Source organism: Streptomyces sp. NPDC005808, from assembly GCF_042871385.1.
Classification (GTDB): Bacteria; Actinomycetota; Actinomycetes; order Streptomycetales; family Streptomycetaceae; genus Streptomyces.
In genome coordinates, this window is record NZ_JBIAIK010000003.1 from 284547 (window position 1) to 302991 (window position 18445).

Below are 18445 nucleotides of genomic sequence, written 5' to 3' on the forward strand. Positions count from 1 at the left end.
CGAGGGGCTGGGAACCGGCCCTCACACCGCCAGCGGCTCCAGATCCCGGTAGATGCGCCGTCCGGCGGCCGCGATCCGCGTCATTCCGTTCTCGTCGCCCAGGAGCGTGCGCAGTTCGCCCAGGGCCTCCTCGCCCAGGCGGCGCGCCTCGTCCTTGCGGCCCAGTGCGGAGAGCGTCAGCGCCGAGTTGGTGACGATGGCCAGGGTCTCGGGGTGATGTCGGCCGAGCACCGAACCGAGGGTGTCCACCGCCTTCTTCTCCAGCTCCCGGGCCTCCTCGAAGCGACCCTGGTCGGCCAGTACGTTGGCGTAGTTGATGCCGGTGAAGAGGGTGTGCGGGTGCTCCTCGCCGAGCACCTCTCCCATGCGGAGCAGGACCTGACGGAAGACGGCTTCCGCCTCCTGCGAGTCCCCGCAGCCCCAGTGGAAGATGCCGAGGTTGTTGAGCGCGGCCTGGGTGTACGGGTGCGCCTCGCCCGGGACCTTCATGTACTCGGCGAGCGCCTCCTTGGCCACCTCGCGCGCGGCCTCCCGCTCATCGGCGGCGAACAGGTCGGCGGCCATGTTCAGGTCGCAGGCCAGGGAGTCGGGCGTGTGGGCGTCGTACTGGGCCCGGTACTGCGCCCGCGTAGCCGTCGTGAGGCGGCGGGCGTCCTCGAACTGGCCCGCCCTGCGCAGTGACACAGCCAGCGACTTGGCGCAGCTCAGCGTGCCGGGGAACTCCTTACCGAGGATGCGTTTGTGGGATTCGTACGCGCGCGAGAGGAGCGACACGGACTCCGCGTACCGGCCGACCTCCCGCAGGTCGCGGCCCAGGCGCCCCGCCGAGGCAAGGGTGTACGGATGGTCGCTGCCCAGGACCTCCGTGCGCCGGTCGAAGGTCTCCTGGTCGAGGACGCGTGCCTCGCCGTAGCGGCCCACCATGCGCAGCGCGAGCGCGAGGTTGTTGGCCGCGCTCAGCGTCCTGCGGTGGGACTCGTGGAAGATCTGGCTGAAACCCTGGTGCGCCTCGCGGGCGAAGTCCACCGCCGACCCGTACACGCCGAGCGCCGCCAGATCACTGGCGAGACTGGACATGGTGACGTACGTGTGCGGGTGCGAGGGCCCGAGCACCCGCTTCTGGCGCTCCAGCAGCTCGGTGTTGATCTCCCGGGCCTCCACGTAAAGCCCTTGGGAGCGCAGGATGTTGCCGAGCTGGCAGCGCAGATACAGGTACTGGACGTCGTCCTCGCCGAGGATCGGCTTCCAGTCCGCGAGGAGGGTCTCCGCGCGCTGCTGTGCGCTGGGGAAGTCGCCGCGCTTCCAGAAGTAACGGACGCGGTCGATGAGGAGACGACGGGTGCCCGCGTCCGTGCAGTTGCGGGCGTCGGAGGCCGTCAGGTGCGGCCAGATGACCGCGAACTTCGGCCAGTTCTCCGGGTCGTCGATGGGCTCGTCGCCGTCCGGCCGGCAGCCCGCGAGCACCGTGTGCACCACGTGCCGGGCCTCCCGCTGTTCCTCCTCGGTCAGCTGCGAGCGGATCACGGCCTGCACCAGGCGGTGCACCTGGATGCTGTTGCTGACCTGGTCGACCTTGGCGAGCGCGAACCGGCCGATCTCGCGGATCACCCGGCCGAGCAGCAGACTCTCCTGGAGTGCGGGATCGTAGGGCCTGAGAGCGTCGATCATCTCCTTGCTGTAGAGCAGGTCCGAGGAGATCGGCTCGGCGGCCAGGAACGCGCACAACTGCAGCAGCCGTACGGAGGCCGGGGAACGTTCCTTCAGACGCGCTATGGAGATGTTCCAGGTCGCGGCCACCGTCTTGGGGTAGTCCGGGGGCTGGTTGAGGTCCAGTACCTCGGTGGTCTGCTCGGCAAGCTGGCGCAGATAGTCCCTGATGGGCGTCGCCGTCTCGGCCAGCCAGGCCGCCGCCTGCTCCACCGCGAGCGGCAGGTCGCCGACCGCGCTCGCCACCTGGTCGGCCTCCTCGGCGCTGAGCCCCGAGGCACGCCCGGTGAGGTGTTCCACGCTTTCCTCACGCAGGAACACGTCGATGGGCAGGGACACCCCCTGCTGCGCCCAGGCCTGGTTGCGCGAGGTGACGAGGATGTGGCCGCCGCCTCCCCTGGGGAAGTAGCGGGTGAGCTCCGACGGGTCGTCGGCGTTGTCGAAGACCAGGATCCAGCGCTTGGTGGGCGCCCCGCGCGCCAGCATCTGGACGGCTTCCTGGGCGGCCAGGTTGATGTCGTCGCGGCTGGGCGCGCCGATGCGGGCCCCCAGGTCGGCGAGCGAGGCGACGACGTTGCCGGTGTCCTCGGCGGAGATCCACCACACCAGGTCGTAGTCGGCCATGAAGCGGTGCACGTACTCCAGCGCCACCTGCGTCTTGCCGACGCCGCCGAGCCCGAACAGCGCCTGCGGCTGCGGCAGCACGATGGACATGCCGCCGCCGATCTGGTCGCGGACCCGGTCCAGGATGGCGTTGCGGCCGGTGAAGGTGTTGTTGCGCTGGGGCGCGTTCCAGATCGCCGGGGCGATACCCGGGAAGCGGGGTCCCGACTCGCCGTTGTCGGTGAGCAGCCCCGGCAGTTCCAGGGCGCCCAGCAGCGCGCTGACGCACTGGGTCTCGTCGAGCCGGTGCAGGTCGACCGGGTTGTGGTCGAGGTAGCTCTCGGGCAGCCGGATCTCGTCGACCCGCAGCGGGACCAGCTGGGCTCCCGGGACCCCGGGGGCGCCCGCCCCGGACTCGATGAGCGCGCGCCAGACGGTGTCGGCGTACCGGGACTTCCTGAAGGCGTTCGACAGCAGGACCAGGGTGCGCGTGGCCGTGTCCAGGTGCTCGACGGGCCCGGCGGCGATGTCGTGCGGGGTGACATGGCAGCCGGCGCGCACAAGGAGCGACTCGACCCAGTCGGCCCACATGCGGTTCTCCGCCGCGTACGCGATGACGACAGCGGTGGCGGTCGTCAGCGGCCGCCGCCGCAGGAACGCGTCGCGGCAGCGCAGCCGCACCGGCTCCGGCACCGGCGGCAGCGAGGTGACCTCGCCGTCGGAGATGACCGCGGTGAGCCGTTCGAAGGCGGACAGCAGCGAGTTGGCGAGCCCGCTCTCGTCGCCGACGGTGGCCAGCGTCTCCTCGTACGCGTAGTAGGGGCGGTAGGGGATCTCGACGTTGCCCCAGTACGCGCTCAGGTCCTCGGAGCCGAGCTCCTCGCCGCCGAGCCCCTTGGGCAGGCCGTCGAACTTCAGCCGGGCAAGGGCCCGTCCGGCGTCGACCTTCTCCTTCTCGCCCTCGTCGATACGCATCGGCACGGGCAGCACCCGGATCTTGCGCTTGCCGTATCCGCCCTCGACGCTGCGGGCCACGGCCGCCGCGCCGTCCAGCGACTGGTCGCTGAGCGTGAAGCAGTCCACGAGCACGTCCGGCATCTGGATGGTGCAGATGTCGGCGCTGTCCGAGAGCCCGGTACGCGAGTCGATCAGGACATAGTCGTACGACGCCTTCATGTCGTCGCGCAGCGCGTCGAAGAACAGGCCGCCGCCCAGGCGCTCGTAGAAGTTGTCCCACTCGAAGGACGACACCGTCGCGGAGTACGAGCGGTCCTGGCGTCCGGCGGAGAGGAAGTCGAGGGAGCCGCCGTCCGGGAAGCGCAGTCCGAGCCGCTCGGGGGTCAGCGAGATGGCGTGCTGTTCCACGTGCGCGTAGTCCAGGTGCCAGGGGCCGGTGCGCTGGGTCCGGGTGGTCGCGGCCCAGGCGTACTCGCTGATGATGTCGATGACGCCGGTGGTCGCCGCGAGCGCGTCGGGGAGGAAGGGGTGGAAGAAGCGGTGCAGCCCCGGAGCCTCCAGGTCCCAGTCGACGGTCAGGACGCGTTTGCCGTTGGCGGCGAGGATCCAGGCGGTGTTGGCCAGGGCCATCGTGCGGCCCGTGCCCCCTTTGTACGAGTAGAAGGTGATGATGCGTCCGTCCTGCACGGCCGTCATGCTTCTCCTCCGGGTTCGGATCCGCTGTCGAGCTGCGGGGGGTGGGTGGGGCCCGTCAGTCGGGGCCTGCGGAGCGCGGGGCCCGGCGGCGGATGGGCCTCGGCGTGCTTGAGGTACTGCCGGGTCGCGTGCGCGACGACGGCCGGCAGCACGTCGGTGAAGGACTTGAGGGTCGGTACGCCGTTGACGGCGACCCGGGAGTCGGTGCGCCGGCCCCGGTCCAGGATCACCGGCAGCGTCCGCTCCAGCTCCTCCGCCAGTTGCCGGCCCTCCTCGCCGTGGCACTGGAGGTCGGCCCGGTTCCAGGGGACGATCGCGCTGACCCAGGGGCGGGCGTTCGCGTCGAACGCCTTGAGTCTGCGCCGCCGTTCCTCGTCACCGAGCGCCCAGCGGTCGATCAGCAGGATCCCGGGGTGGCTCGGCGCCGTCTTGTCGGAGTCGTCCGTCAGCAGGTCCTCGCCGGGGTCCTCGTCGTCGAAGGACGACACCGTGATCCGGTAGTCGAGCGAGCGGATCAGCTCCTCGGCGATGGTCGGCAGTGGCCGGGTCGACTCCGAGTGGTACGGGTTCCAGTCCTGGGCGTCCTCGCCGTACGGGCGGGTGTCGCGGTGCTCGGGGATGCTGTGCCGGGTGGGTGCGGCCACGGTCAGATGGATGTGCCGGGGCCCCTCGCCGCGCGGTTTGAACGCGCTCGGCGTCCGCTCGTAGGGGCGGGGCCTGCTGGACGGCAACGGCGACTCGTGGGCGACCCGCACGATCCGCTGGGCCAGCCCCAGCACGGTCTCCTCGTACTCGTCGCGCAGCCGGTTGAGCTTGATCAGCCCGTAGATCCCGTTGGCCGCGTACCGGTCGCCGAACTGGGCGTGATCCACGTGTATATGCCGTACGGAATCCGGGAGTTGGGCGTAATCGATATGCGTCCACAGAGCGGGCACGATGGTGGGGACGGCACCGGAACCGGTGGCCCGCGCCCGCAGAATACGTTCGTTGAACGCGAACCATTCCCGGCCACAACTCTCGCTCGTGAAGTAGCGCGGCGAGAACAGCGGTACGAAGACCCGGCAGTTCGCCAGATTCTCACTGAGTTTCTCCGGCCAGCCGTCCCCCGAGCGCATCTCCCGGTCCATGAATCCGGCGGGCGCGCCGGCCGGAAGGTCCGTGAGCGCCATGATGTGGTCGCAGAGATCCGTGAAGAGCACCTGCACCCAGTGATCGGGGTCGCCACCGCCCGGCCCCCACGGCGGTGTGTGGGCGTAACTCAGGAAGAAATAGGGCCTGTTGTCCGAAACCCGTTCCCGTTCCAGGTCCCGATCAGGTATCTCCACGCGCCCCCCTGCCTGTGGACGGGCGGCCCCTACGGGACGTCAGCCGACCGGAGCCCACAATCTTCCCGACCGTCGGCCTGTACGGGTCGCCTCTTTCACGTCAATCCCTGGCGATATCCAGACATCTGGACCACCGTCCGGTCGACACCGTCCCCGTATCCCGAGGTGCCGCACCGCTTTCCCGGCCATTTCCCGTTCCGTCGCGAGATCACGCGGCAGCCGGGCCTCGATCAGTTTCGCCGCACGGCCAGCCTGGCCTGCCCGGCCCATTCGGCCCGCAACTCATCCGCCAACACCACGCCGGTTTCGGTGAGTTCACGCTCGGGGAGGGCGGCCAGCCGCTCCAGGGAACGGCCCGCCCGTGCCAGCGCGGCGGCCCGCGCCGCCGGCTCGCCCCGGTGGTACGCGGCATCGCCGAGCCCACCGCTGGCCTCGGCGAGCAGCTGCCCGGCCTGGTTGCCCGGCACGTTCAGGTCGGCCGTCTCGCGCAGCGCGGTGAGCCTGGCCAGCCGCCCGGTGCGCGGCAGTTCACGTACAAAATCTTCCGGCTCGAAGTCGACGGCCACCCCCAGTGCGCCCAGGCCATGGGCGCCGAGCCGCACCCCCGAGCCCGCCACGAGCGGGGTGACCGTGGTGACGAGGAGAGCGTTGACATCGTCACGCCAGGCGGGCTCCCGCGCGTCCGCCAACTCGTGTGCCGTACGCAGCCGTTCGGAGAACAGGACGAGATCGCCGGGGCTCAGCGGAGCGGCGACGGGGACGGGATAGCAGTCGCGGAGAGGGTCGGCGTCGTCGAGGAGCAGGGGGGCGCTGCCACCGAGGTACACGGAACGCAGGGGGCGCCAGGCGGCCGGGGTCTCCTCGGGCGAGTACTCGGCGCCGTCCTCGGTGCGCACGTGCAGGCGGCCCGAGTTGACCGTGACCTCGACCCGGCCGGGCTTGGGGAGCGTGAGGGTTCCCAGCGTCGGGAGATGCAGCCCGGGTTCGGTCTGGTCCCAGGCGAGCTTGACGTCGGCCCTTGCGCGGACGGCGACGGCGGTGATCGCCGAGCCGAGCGGCCCCGGGGTGGTGACGCGGTCGTGCAGACAGTTCTTCAGAGTGGTGTAGAGGTAGGGATGGGCGAGGATCTCGTCGACGTACGGCGTGACATCCGCCATGCCGTCCAGGTCCATGAAGGCCCGCCACACCTCGTCCCAGTCCGGCTCGCCCGCATGCCGGGCCGCGACCCGGGAGAGCATATGCCGGACCGACTCGCCCTGGGCGAACCGGAGTTCCTCGTCACTGTGGACGGCCGGGCTGAGCGCGTGCTCGGTGATCCGCTCGGCGACGCCGTCGACGAAGGCGCGCAGGTCCGGGCAGAAGGCGGACGGGTTGTCGAAGCCGCGGCCACTGCTGTACCGGTGCGCGTAGAGCCCGCCGCCGCACGACTCGATCACCGGGCAGCTCCGGCAGGTCTCGCTGACACCGGCGAGGCCCAGCTGGCGCGCGCGTACACCGGGATGCTGCGCGAACTCCTCGAAGCTGTGCCGGAAGGCGTCGTAACCCGTCGCGGGGGCTCCGTCATAGGCCGTCTTCAGCGAGTCGGCCTGCTCGAAGGTGCCGTCGGTCTCCACCACCGCGAGATCGCTCGGCGCGAGCCCCATCGCCTCCGTCAGGCTCGGTCCGCCCCGCAGGGTGCTCAGGACCGACTCGAAGGTCCGCACCGAGACGGTACGGCCCTGCCGGTCCCACCGGTCGAAGATCCTGAGCAGCCAGTCGGCGTACGCGGCGGGTGAACCGGCGGGCCTGGGCGGTGGGCTGTCCCAGGTGGAGTGCGGAAGCAGATAGTCGATGCGAGGCGGACGCAAAGACACCAGGGCGTCGTGCACCGCGACGGGATCGTTGGCCACGTCCACCGTGCACAGCAGTCCGCTGTAGAGGTGCCGGTACTCGGGGGTGCGCAACAGGTTGATCGCCCGCACCACCCGGTCGTAGCTGCTGCGCCGCCTGCGGTCGCGCCGGTGCCGGTCGTTGGCGACGCGGTCGCCGTCGAGCGAGACGCTGACCTTGACGCCGAATTCCTTGAACACTTCGAGATGGCGGGTGTTGAGCTGTACCGCGTTGGTGTGGATATGCAGATTCAGCTTGGTGACCGGGGTGATGACGCGGGTGAGCTCCGCGCAAATGCTTCTCATACGGGCGGGGCCCACGAGAAGAGGTTCACCACCGTGAAGGATCACGGAAACAGAAGGCAGTTCATGTGATTCGGCATATGCCGCGAATCGCTGGGCGACCTTTCCGAGCGTTTCCTCGGAAATGACGGTGGGGCGCCCTTGCCAGCTCTGATCGGCATGCTCGTACACATAGCAGTGGTCGCAGGCGAGGTCGCATCTGCTATGGATCTTGAGGACGAGTTGCTGCAGCTTCACCCGGGGAACGATAGTGGCGCGGAGGGGTGGCGTGCCCCGCGAAATCCGCTACAGCTCAAGGTCATTGAGGGCTCCGGCGCGTGACAAAGGCGCACCGGGCGGGGTCCTGAACCGCCGGATGCGCCTGTGTCGAAGGGGGTGTGCCCTTAGAGCGCCGAGTCGAAAGTGATCGGCCGGACCGGGCGTCGTCCGGGGATGTCCGTCACTCGTCCGGCTGACCTCACGGCGGCGGTCCCGAGCGGGTCGATGGCCGACAGGGGAGTGTGCGACCGGCGCATGGACCGAGGGGCGGCGGAGTGTTGCGTCGCCGGCGTCACCGAGAGGCTCATTTGATGGCTTTCGTTCGTGGGGAAGCTCAGAGGAGCCCGAGAGTAGCAGTTTGATCTAGGCGTGGGTCGCCACTTTCTGGAATTCAGGTTTGACCCGTGTCGGGGCTTTAGCAATCGGAGCGCCGCCAACAGGCTGAATGCGTTTCCTGTGCCCTTGCCCTGTGCCCTTGCCCCCTTGCCCTGTGGCCTGTGCGCTGCTTGCTGTGTCCTGTGTTTTTTGTGTCCTGTGCCCGGTACGGCGGTCCGGTCGGGAGACGTGAGTTCGGCGGGTGTCACCTGCTCACAGCGGTGACCGCCAGGTGACTGTCGTACCGGTGCCCTCCCCGTCGTCCCTGGCGCCGTCGTCGTACACCGTCAGGCGCAGGCCTGAGCGGCCGTCCGGAAGGGTGGCCGTCGCGTCCACCGTGACCTCGATGCGGGACACCCCGGCGCGGTGCGCGGCGGCGGTCAGCTTGCGGCGCAGGGCGGTGAGCAGGTGACCGGCGACGGGCTCGGTGACGCGGCTGTCCACGGGGCCGGTGAAGTGGACGGACGGCTGGAAGCCCAGGGCGGCCGCCACGCCGGCCGTCTCGCGCAGCACCTTGCCGCGGAAGGTGGTGGGGGCGTCGGCGGGCGGCTGCTGGAGAGCGAAGATCGCGGTGCGGACCTCCTGGATGGTGGACTGCAGCTCGTCGACGGCGCGGCCGAGGACGGCGTGCACCTCGGCGCCCTCGTCGGCCGCGCCGCCGGTGGCGCGGCGCTGGGTGGACTCCAGCATCATGCCGGTGGCGAAAAGCCTCTGGACGACCAGGTCGTGCAGGTCGCGGGCGATCCGGTCACGGTCCTCGTAGACCGCGAGCCGTTCGCGGCGGTGCTGGACGTCCGCGAGGACCAGCGCCAGCGCCGCCTGCGAGGCGAACTGCGTGGCGAGCAGCTGTTCCACCGGGGTGTACGGCCGCTCGCCGCGCCGGCGGGGGAGGGCCAGCGTGCCGATGAGGCGGCCGTCGGCCTGGAGGGGGAGCATCATGCTCGGTCCGAACCGTGACCGCACGTGCGTGGTCATCCTCGGGTCGGTCGCCGAGTCGTCGATGAACACCGGCTCCCCGCCGAGGAGTTGTTCGAGGACGGGACTGCCGGGCTCAATGACGGTGCCGACGATGTCCCCGGGGTCCTCGAGTGTGGAAGCGGTCACGATCTCCATGCCTCCCTCCGGCGTGGCCTGCAGGACGACGCCCGCCGCCGCGCCGGCGAGGACCCGGGCCCGCTCGGCGACGGTCATCAGCGCCTCGGCGGCACTCTCACCCGTCAGCAGTGCCGACGTGACGGCCGCCGCACCCTCGATCCAGCGCTCGCGCTGCCGGGCCGTCTCGTACAGCCGGGAGTTGCCGATCGCGATGCCCGCCTGGGTGGCCAGCAGACGCAGCAGTTGTTCGTCCCTGGCGGTGAACGGCCCGCCCTCCTTGTCGGCGAGATGAAGGGTGCCGAACACTTCCTCGTCCACGCGGACGGGAACGCCGAGGGAGCCGTCGTCCACGCGGACCGGAACGCCGAGGGAGCCGTCGGACCGCCCGGTCCCGCCGGAGGACGGGCCCGCCGTACGGACCTCCACGAGTCCGTCCTGCCCGGGGCCCGGGTCGGCGATGTCCAGCGCCGCGTACCGGGCGCCGGTGAGCTCGGCGGCACCGTCCACGATGTGCTGGAGCGTGACCCGCAGTTCGAGGTCGGTGCCGACACCGAGGACGGCTTCCAGGAGGGGCGGGAGGCGGGGGAGGGAGTCGGTCATACGGGGGCCTCCGGGTGGCGGGACCGGTTGTACACGGTGCCCCTCCGACGCCGGGCCGTCAGTCCCCCAGCGGGTCCAGGACCAAAGGCTCGATCCTGCCCTCCAGCATGTAGCCGAGGCCCTGGACGGCACAGACGTCGGGCCGTTCCGCGATGTGCACCGGCATGCCCGTCGCGTGCCGCAGCATCTGGTCGAGCCCGGGGAGGAGGGCGCTGCCGCCGACCATCATGATTCCCCGGTCGGCGAGGTCGGCCACCAGGTCGGGCGGGCAGGCGCGCAGCACCTTGCCGATGCCGTCGAGTACGGCGGTCAGCGGGGTCTGGATGGCATCGCGTACGGCGGCGGTGTCGACCTGCACGGAACGCGCGAGGCCGGTCGCCACGTCCCGTCCGTGGATCTCCGTCGACGCCGGGCCGTGCGGGGTGAGCCCGTTCCCGGAGAGGGCGAGCTGCAGGGGGCGTACAGCCTGACTCGGCAGCATCAGCTCGTGCTGGTGGCGCAGGTGCTGCACGATCGCGTGGTCGACGGCCTCGCCGCCCACCGGGATGCGCTCGGCGGTGACGATCGAGCCCAGTGACAACACGGCGAGCTGGGTCGCGGCGGCGCCGCACACCATGACCATGGTGGCCTCGGGGCGCTCCACGGGCAGCCCGCACCCGACGGCGGCGGCGATCAGCGTGTCGACGAGTTCGACCCGTCGGGCTCCCAGGCCCACGAGCGTCTCGATCGTGGCGCGCTGGGCCAGCGGGTCCGCGTCGTGCGGGGTGCAGGCGGCGGCCCGCAGCCGCGGCTTGCGGCGCAGCGTGCGGCGGACCTTGTCACCGAGCAGCTGACGCAGCATCCGCTGCGCCATCTCGATGTCGACGACCGTGCCACCGGACACCGGCCGTACGACACGGATGTAGTCGGGCGTGCGCCCGGTCATCTTCTCCGCGAACTCGCCGACCGCGATCAGCGCACCCGTCTTCGTGTTGATCGCGGCGACACTCGGCTGGTCGACGACCAGCCCCGCGCCCTTCACATACACACGGGTCCTCGCCGCGCCCAGATCGACGGCGAAGTGGCAGCGGCGCAACTGCTCCAGACTGTCGGTCATGGCAGATCCTCCCGAGAGCGCAGACCGTGGGACTCCACCGGGCGGCGGTCCTCTCTCGCATCGTGCGGTCGCTGACGGAGTGTCGCCTTTTGTGGGGGGCCGGGTGGGGTGCCGCTGGACGGGTGGTCTTGGCGGCGGGCGGTCGAGGCCGCGCGGTCGGGGCCGCGCGGTCGGGGCCGCGCGGTCGACGGGCACGGGAGGTGAGCCGACCGCCCCGGTGGTGCCGGTCGTCGTATCCGGACATCTCGACCGGGAAGCGGTGGTGGCGGTCGTCGTACGTGGACATCTCGACCGGGAAGCGGTGGTGGCGGAGCGGCTGGGTGTGGTCTCCGCGAGGAACGGGGGGTGCCGGCGGCGCGCGGTGCCGCTGACGGGCGAGTGGGCAGGCCGGAGACCGTATACGGCAGCCCCGGCCCCTTTTTGTGCCCTATTCGCTCACGATGCCCCGGACGATCCCGAGGTCGAGCAAGTCCTGCGGCCGGATGCGGAGTTGGTCGGCCGTTGCCCGCACCTCACCTGCGGAGCGCTTGAGGATTGCCGCCGCGAGCTCCGGCGCGATGACGGAGAAGTAGCTGTCCGGCGTGGCCCAGGTGTTGTCCGGCGCGGCGAGCGCGAGGGCGCCGCCCGAGCCGCCCTCGCCGATCACCAGTGTGGTGACCGGCGTACGGGCGGTCGCCACCGCGGCGAACAGGTCCGCGATCGCCGAGCCCGCGCCCTGTCGCTCCGCCTCGGCGTCGTTCGCGGCGCCCGGGGTGTCCACCAACGTCAGTACCGGGATGCCGAGTCGTCCCGCGAGGCGGATCAGGCGGGCGGCGGTGCGGTAGCCCGCGGGGCGGGTGGCCGTCCCGCACTGGGCGGCGTACGCGATGGTCCGCCCGTCGTGCGAGCCGAAGCCGCACAGCATGCCGGCGTCGGTGCCTCCGCAGCGGTCGCCGCTGATGCTGGTGCGGTGGGTGAAGTAGGCGTCCAAGTAGGCGGCGGCGCGAGGACGTTGAGGGGAGCGGGCACGGTCGACGGCGTCCTGGCCGGTGGCGGGGAGGCCCAGCGCGCCGAGGGCGGCCGGAGGGGCCGCGGCCTTGGCCGATGGGCTGGTGAGCAGCTGAAGCCAGCGGGCCAGCGTCTGCCGCAGCTCCTGCGGTCGTACGACGGCGTCCACCGCGCCCGCCGACACCTGGGCCTCGGCGGTGTACGCCGCCGGGTCCGCGTCGGGCGGGCGGACCCGGGAGCCCGCGAAGCCCACCTGAGCGCCGGGGAGCGCCAGGGTCACGTCGGCGCCCGCGCCGAGCGTGGCCCAGCCGCCGCCCGTCGTCGGATCCCGCAGTACGGCGATCTGCGCCGTCCCCGCTTCCCGGGTGAGAGCCGACTGCCGTGCCACGCGCTGGAGTTGGGTGAGCGCGAGCATGCCTTCCTGCATCCGGCTGCCGCCGGTCGCGACGAGGGAGACGAGCGGGAGGCGATGCTCGCGTGCGTAGGTGTACGCCGCCTCCAGCCGGTCGCCGGTGCGCTCGCCCAGCGAACCGCCGAGGAAGCCGAACTCGAAGGCGATCAGTACGGCAGGGGTGGAGCCGATGGTGGCGCGGCCACAGGCGACGGACTCCTCCTCGCCGGTGCGGGTGGCGGCGCGGGCACGCGAGTCGTCGTACCCCTGCCAGGACAGGGGACCGTCGGGCTTGAAGTTGCCGACGGGTGAGGCCAGTTCACTGAACTCGCCGTCCGTGACGAGGGCGATGGCCTCGCGGGCGGTGAGCCGTTCAGTCATTGGTCTTCCTCGGTCTTCCTCAGGGCCCGCTTCAGGATCTTGCCCATGTCGTTGCGGGGCAGGGCGTCCAGGAAGTGGACGACGCGCGGGCGCTTGTGCGGGGCGAGGCGGCGGGCCACGTGGTCGGAGAGTTCCGGGCCGAGGGCCGCGGGGGCGGGGGCGCTGTTCGGCACCACCCAGGCCACGATCCGCTCGCCGAGATCGTCGTCGGGTTCACCCGTGACGGCCGCTTCCCGCACGGCGGGGTGTTCCAGCAACGCGTTCTCGATCTCGCCGGCGCCGATCTTGTAGCCGCCGCTCTTGATGAGGTCGGTGGCCTTGCGGCCGACGATGCGTACGTAGCCGTCGGCGTCGAGGGTCGCCATGTCGCCGGTGCGGAACCAGCCGTCCTCGGTGAACGCGGCGGCGGTGGCGTCGGGCCGGTTCAGGTACTCGGTGAAGAGGTTCGGCCCGCGGACCTGGATCTCGCCCACGTGGTCACCGTCGGTCGCGCCCGTCGGAACGCCGTCGGTGTCGTACGCGGCGATCGTCGACCCGTCCTCCTCGACGAGCCGCAGGTCGACGCCGGGCAGCGGTACGCCGACGGTCCCGGGCCGGGGTTCACCGTCCGCCCGGACACTTGTGTTCATCAGGGTCTCCGTCATGCCGTACCGCTCGATGACCCGGCGCCCGGTCGCGGCCGTGATCCTCTGGTGGTCGTGCACGGGGAGCGCGGCGGAACCGGACACCAGGAGCCGCGCCCGGCCGAGCGCCTTCGCCAGCTCCACGTCCTCGGCCGTGTCCTCCCCCAGGGCTTCGGCGAGCCGGTGGTACATCGTCGGCACCCCGAACAGCATCGTGGCGCCGTCGTTCAGCTCCCGGGCCACGCCCTCCGTGCTGAACCGCCCCAGATGCCGCAGCGATCCGCCGCGCCGCAGCGGCCCCAGCACCCCCAGGATCAGCCCGTGCACATGGAACAGCGGCAGCCCGTGCACGAGGACGTCGTCGCCGGTCCACTGCCAGGCGTCGGCCAGCGCGTCGAGGGTGGCGGCGATCGCCCGGCGCGGGATGACGGCGCCCTTGGGCGGACCCGTGGTGCCGGAGGTGTAGACGACGAGGGCGGCGGAATCCTCCGGGACCTCCCGGAAGGTCGCTGCGGCACCGCTGCCCGCTGGGCGCCCCTCGGTGGCGTCCTGCGGGACTCCCCGGTTTGCCGCCGTGCCGCCAACCCCTTGGCTCACCTCGACGTCGATCCGCGCCAACTCCCGCAGCGAGTCAGGCAGTTCCACTCCCGCCGCCGCCAGCACCAGCGACGGCCGGCTGTCGGCCAGGATGTGCCCCAGCTCGCCCTCCCCCGACTTCGGGTTGAGCGGCACGGCGGGTACTCCGGCGAGCAGCGCGGCCACCACTGCGACAGCCGTCTCCAGGCTCGACGTCGCCCACACGGCGACCCTCCCGGCCCCGCCGAGCCGCCCCGCCAGACCTCCCGCCGCGTCGGCGAGCTCCCCGTACGTCAGCGACCGGTCACCGAACCGCACCGCGGGCCGCTCCGCGACCGAGCCGCCCACCAGGGCCGGAAAGAGGTGAGACACGCGTACTCCTTGTCAGAGGGACGGCGTTGGGTTGCCACAGGGACTGCCAGGGACTTTCTGCGGGGCATCGTCTGAACTGTTCCTACATGATGACGCCTCTGCGGGCTCGTCTCGAAGTACTGGCGACAGCAGACGGCGAACCCGTCCTGCAACTGACCCGAGTCACTCTCGATCGCGAGGACCGGCCCATCCAGGTGGACCGCATGGCGATGCCGGCCCACCGCCAGCAGCTCCGATATGAGATCAGGATCGGTGACGACCGTGCCCAGAGCTGAGGACGAGGACTTGGACCGCCGTGCGCTGCATGAGCGGATCGCGGCGGATCTGCGCGAGGACATCATGTGCGGAGATCTGTCGCCGGGGGCCAAGGTGCCGTCCACGGTGCAGCTCAAGGCTCGCTTCGACGCGTCGAATGCCCGGCGAGCCCTACCCCTGGCTCAGGGAGTGACCGGCCCATCGAAGTGTCGGTCCTGGTCAAGGCGGGCCATCTGTACGAGCTGCGGTACGAGTTCACCGACCCGCGGAATTGATCGTTACTGTGCCCGTGTGCTGCCTGACATCGAGTTGACGCCCCCGGAGCAACGGGTATGGGACGCCTTTCCCGAAGGGCGGTGGGTGGATCTGCGGACCGGTGAGTCCGAGGCCGATGATCCGGTGCGGGGCGGGGAGTGGGGGCCGGACCGGACGGTTCGGGCGGCTGTGCTGGTTGGGCTGTTGCTGGGCGGCAACGCCGAGCCCTCCGGTGCCGTCGCCGGCCTGCGTCTCGCCGGAGCGCGGATCACCGGACGGCTCGACCTCGACGGCGGGGAGACCGGCCATGTGCTCTGGCTCGAACACTGCCGGTTCGATGAGGCGGTGAGCCTCTACGGGGCGTCGACTCGGACGGTCCACATCAGGGACAGCCGGGTTCCTGGTGTGGAGGCCGGGCTGGCCCGGGTCCAAGGGCATCTCGACCTGAAGCGTTCGGTGCTGGACGGGAACCGGCTTTCGCTCGTCAACGCCCAGATAGCCGGGGAGCTGAACCTGAACGGGACGCGGATCACGGCCTCCGGGGAGTGGGCCATCTTCGCGGGCGGGCTGGTCATGGAAGGCGGCGTCTTCTGCAAGAACCTCAGCACGCGGGGAGGGATCCGATTGCCGGGCGCGCAGTTGTCCGGGGGGCTGTTCATGCAGGGGGCGCGGCTCAGCAGTGACGGCGGTGTGGCCCTGGCGGCGGACAACGTGACCGCCACGACGCTGGATCTGTCGAAGGGGTTCACCGCGGAGGGCACCGTACGGCTGCGAGGCGCCCGGATCTCGGACAACCTGACCTTCGAGGGAGCGATCCTGATGGGCGCGCGTGGTGGGGAGGAGCCCTCCGTCGTCTGCCTTCAGATGCAGGCCACCGACTTCGACTTCACCGTTGCCGAGACACCCGAGGGCGCCGTCGACCTGCGGGGCGCTCAGGTCGCTTTCCTCCACGAGAACGAGCGCAGCTGGCCGGACGTGGTGGAACTGGAGGGCTTCGTCTACGGGTCCGTCGAGACGGTCCAGGCGGGGCAGCGGCGCGAGGCAGTGGGCCGGCGGGAGAGCGTGGCCCGCCGGATGCACTGGGTACGCCGGAATCCCGGTTACAGTCCCCAGCCGTACGAGCAGCTCGCCGGCTGGTACCGCAAGGCCGGCCACGACGACGACGCCCGCCGGGTGCTGCTGGCGAAACAGCGCCATCGACGCCGTACGCTGGGCCCGGCCGGCCGCGCGTGGGGACACGTGCTGGATGCCACCGTCGGATACGGATACCGGCCGTGGCTGGCCGGTGTCTGGCTCCTCGGGCTGATCATGCTCGGCACGCTGGTGTTCGCTGCCGACGATCCGGTGCCGGTCAAGGAGGGCGAAGGAGCCCCGTTCCAGCCCTTCGTCTACACCCTCGACCTGCTGATTCCCATCGGCGGCCTGGGCCAGCGCGCGAACTGGTACTGGGCGGACAGCGGCCCGCAGTGGCTGGCGTACGCGCTGATCGCCGCCGGCTGGGTGCTCACCACGGCGGTGCTCGCGGGCGTCACCCGCACGCTGAACAGGAGTTAGCGTCGGGCGAACTCGAAAGTCATGGCGCGGCCCGACCGGGCGACGTAGGGTCGGCGGAAGCTGACAACTTGATGAGTTAACTTCCGGGAGCCCCTTGGTGAGTGAGTCCCCGACTCTTGCCGAGGCACTCGCGCGTCTCGATACGCCGATTGCCGAGAAGAGCCTGCACCGAGGCGGAGTGCTCGGCGTACGGGCGCTGACCGTGGGATATCTCGTGGCCTATCTCGTGGCCTGTCTAGTGGCCGGCGGGAAGCCGATCTCCGAGTTCTCCCAGGGAGAGCGGCGATGAGGCTTGTCCGTAAGGCGCGCGAGCTCGTGGCGGGGCTGCGGCCGGCCGGTACCGACTCCGAGATGCGGCGTCTGGCGGTGGAGCTGAGCCGTGTGCTGCGCAAGCGGATCGACAGGACCCCCGTCGATGTCCGGGAGTTGGCGCAGGCGCTGTGCGAGGAGATGAGCGGGCGCCGGGACGGGCGGCCCGTACGGCTCCGCTTCGAGCGCTTCCCCGACGAGTTCGAGGTCACCGGCCTGTGGCTGGAGTTCCACGACTTCGACCTCGTCATCATCGAGGAGCGCGCCGAGGCCGTGCAGCAACTGGTCATCCTCGGGCATGAGTTGTGGCACATGAGGCAGGGACACCACAACCATCACGTCGGCGGGGCGGCCGCCGCGGCCCGCACCCTGTCGGACGGCACCGGCTGGCAGGAGATCGCCCTCACCGTCGCCGCCCGCCACGGGTCCCATGCGGCCGACGAGGACGAGGCCGAGGATTTCGGGCTGCGGCTGGCGAGCGTCTTCCGCTCGTGGGTGACCGCTTCCGGTGCGCGACCGGGGCCGGTCGACCCGGTCGGACGGGCCATCCAGGCGTCACTGGGCTATCGCGGACCGCAGGACTGACCGGCGATGAGTCCTTCCCGTTTCTTCGGCGACCTCTACATCTCCTTCTGGATACCGACAGCCGTCCTGGCGATCGCGCTCGTGATCAAACTGCCCAGCATCGTCAAGCTCTGGAAGGACCCGCTGCTCCGAGCGGTCGGGGGCCTGCTCGTCCTCGCCTGTGGCGTCTTCGTCTTCGCGGCGCCGCCGACCATCGCCTGGACCAACCGGGTCACCGGCGTACCGAACATCTCGGCACCCTTGGTCTACAGCCTCCTCAGCGCGTTCTGCGGATCCTGCCTGCTGTTGATCGCCGCTTGGCGCAACGGCATCTCCGACCGGTCCGAGGCGACCCGCCGCGTCACACGGTGGGTCGTCATCGTCTACTCGGGCGTGATCATCGCGCTGTGGGTGCTGTTCGCGCTCGCCGACGTCCACGAAGAGCGGCGGCGGGACCTCGACACGTACTACGCCACCACCGCCTTCATGCGCGAGGAGATCCTGCTCTATCTGCTCGCGCACACCGTGGCGTGTCTGATCACCGCCAAGCTGATCTGGAACTGGGTCCGCACCGACGGTCTCGACGTATGGCTGCGAGGCGGCCTGAAGTGCCTGGGCGTCGGATACGCGATGAACCTGATCTTCGACGGCGCGAAGCTCTCGGCCGTCGTCGCCCGGTGGACCGGCCACGACCTCGACTGGCTGAGCACCAATCTCGCGCCCCCCGTCGCCTGTCTCTCCGCCATCCTGATCGCGGTGGGCTTCATCCTGCCCCACGGCGGCCAGTACCTGCGCCGCCGTGCCCGCACCCGGCTCAGCCACTGGCGCCTGCGGTCCCTCTACCTGCTGACGCGAGCCGTCGGCGGCGACCGCGTCCCCTTCGAGCTGAGGGCCACGCCCGAACTGCGCCTGACGCGCCGCGAGACGTTCATTCGGGACGAGTTGCTCCACCTCGCGCGCTACATCGACGGGGACCTGGGCCGACGGGCGTACGACAGCGCGGTCGGCCTGGGACACGAGGCCGGCCGGGCGAAGTCGCTCGCCCACGTCGTGACGATCCAGGACGCCATCGAGACCAGGAGACAATCCCGGAAGGACGCCGCCTCGGCCCCCCTCAACAGCCCCGACATCGAAGACCTGCTGGGGGAGATCGAGGCCGTGTCCCGAGCCCTCCGCCACACGGACGACATCAGGGCGGTCCGCGAACTCGCGGCCGCAGCAGCAGAGAGTGTGCCCGCCGCATGAGTGCCAGCCCCCGGAGCGCCCGTCGCCGGAGCGAACGACCTTCCAGCGCA

The 18445-nt window shown here is 70.8% G+C and carries 11 protein-coding genes and 1 pseudogene; 5 read left to right on the top strand and 7 right to left on the bottom strand.

Annotated features, from left to right (window positions below):
- Positions 1–21: 21 nt before the first annotated feature.
- From fxsT to ACFYPC_RS08300, 7 genes are all read right to left on the bottom strand, one after another.
- Positions 22–3963, bottom strand: coding sequence for an FxSxx-COOH system tetratricopeptide repeat protein (gene fxsT, locus ACFYPC_RS08270; protein ID WP_388672620.1), 3942 nt, complete (start codon positions 3961–3963; stop codon positions 22–24).
- Entirely contained in the window at positions 3960–5288 is a 1329-nt protein-coding gene (locus ACFYPC_RS08275) for a TIR-like protein FxsC (RefSeq protein WP_388672622.1), read from the bottom strand. The genes fxsT and ACFYPC_RS08275 overlap by 4 nt, the downstream gene beginning before the upstream one ends.
- A gap of 230 nt (positions 5289–5518) precedes the next feature.
- The gene (fxsBH, locus tag ACFYPC_RS08280; protein WP_388672624.1) at positions 5519–7696 is read right to left on the bottom strand and encodes a radical SAM/SPASM protein FxsBH, inactivated beta-hydroxylase extension form; all 2178 of its coding nucleotides are present in this window, start codon (positions 7694–7696) and stop codon (positions 5519–5521) included.
- A gap of 609 nt (positions 7697–8305) precedes the next feature.
- Positions 8306–9787, bottom strand: a complete 1482-nt coding sequence (locus ACFYPC_RS08285; protein WP_388672626.1) for a GAF domain-containing protein — start codon at positions 9785–9787, stop codon at positions 8306–8308.
- A gap of 58 nt (positions 9788–9845) precedes the next feature.
- Positions 9846–10883, bottom strand: coding sequence for a rod shape-determining protein (locus ACFYPC_RS08290; protein ID WP_388672628.1), 1038 nt, complete (start codon positions 10881–10883; stop codon positions 9846–9848).
- A 427-nt stretch (positions 10884–11310) separates the two neighbouring features.
- A complete protein-coding gene (locus tag ACFYPC_RS08295; protein ID WP_388672630.1) occupies positions 11311–12642 on the bottom strand; it encodes a carboxyl transferase domain-containing protein in 1332 nt (443 codons plus the stop codon).
- The gene (locus ACFYPC_RS08300; protein ID WP_388672632.1) at positions 12639–14213 is read right to left on the bottom strand and encodes an acyl-CoA synthetase; all 1575 of its coding nucleotides are present in this window, start codon (positions 14211–14213) and stop codon (positions 12639–12641) included. Before ACFYPC_RS08300 ends, ACFYPC_RS08295 begins: the two co-directional genes overlap by 4 nt.
- 125 nt (positions 14214–14338) lie before the next feature.
- Between ACFYPC_RS08300 and ACFYPC_RS08305 the strand changes: the two are divergent.
- The 5 genes and pseudogenes from ACFYPC_RS08305 to ACFYPC_RS08325 form a co-directional block, all read left to right on the top strand.
- Positions 14339–14488: pseudogene (locus ACFYPC_RS08305) on the top strand (UTRA domain-containing protein); the annotation flags it as partial.
- A 271-nt stretch (positions 14489–14759) separates the two neighbouring features.
- Positions 14760–16277: an oxidoreductase gene (locus ACFYPC_RS08310; protein WP_388672634.1), complete on the top strand. Its 1518-nt coding sequence runs from the start codon at positions 14760–14762 to the stop codon at positions 16275–16277.
- A gap of 97 nt (positions 16278–16374) precedes the next feature.
- Entirely contained in the window at positions 16375–16566 is a 192-nt protein-coding gene (locus ACFYPC_RS08315) for a hypothetical protein (protein WP_388672636.1), read from the top strand.
- Positions 16563–17171: a toxin-antitoxin system, toxin component family protein gene (locus tag ACFYPC_RS08320; protein WP_388672638.1), complete on the top strand. Its 609-nt coding sequence runs from the start codon at positions 16563–16565 to the stop codon at positions 17169–17171. Before ACFYPC_RS08315 ends, ACFYPC_RS08320 begins: the two co-directional genes overlap by 4 nt.
- A gap of 6 nt (positions 17172–17177) precedes the next feature.
- Complete coding sequence (locus ACFYPC_RS08325) at positions 17178–18395, top strand: MAB_1171c family putative transporter (RefSeq protein ID WP_388672640.1); 1218 nt, start codon at positions 17178–17180, stop codon at positions 18393–18395.
- Positions 18396–18445 lie beyond the last annotated feature (50 nt).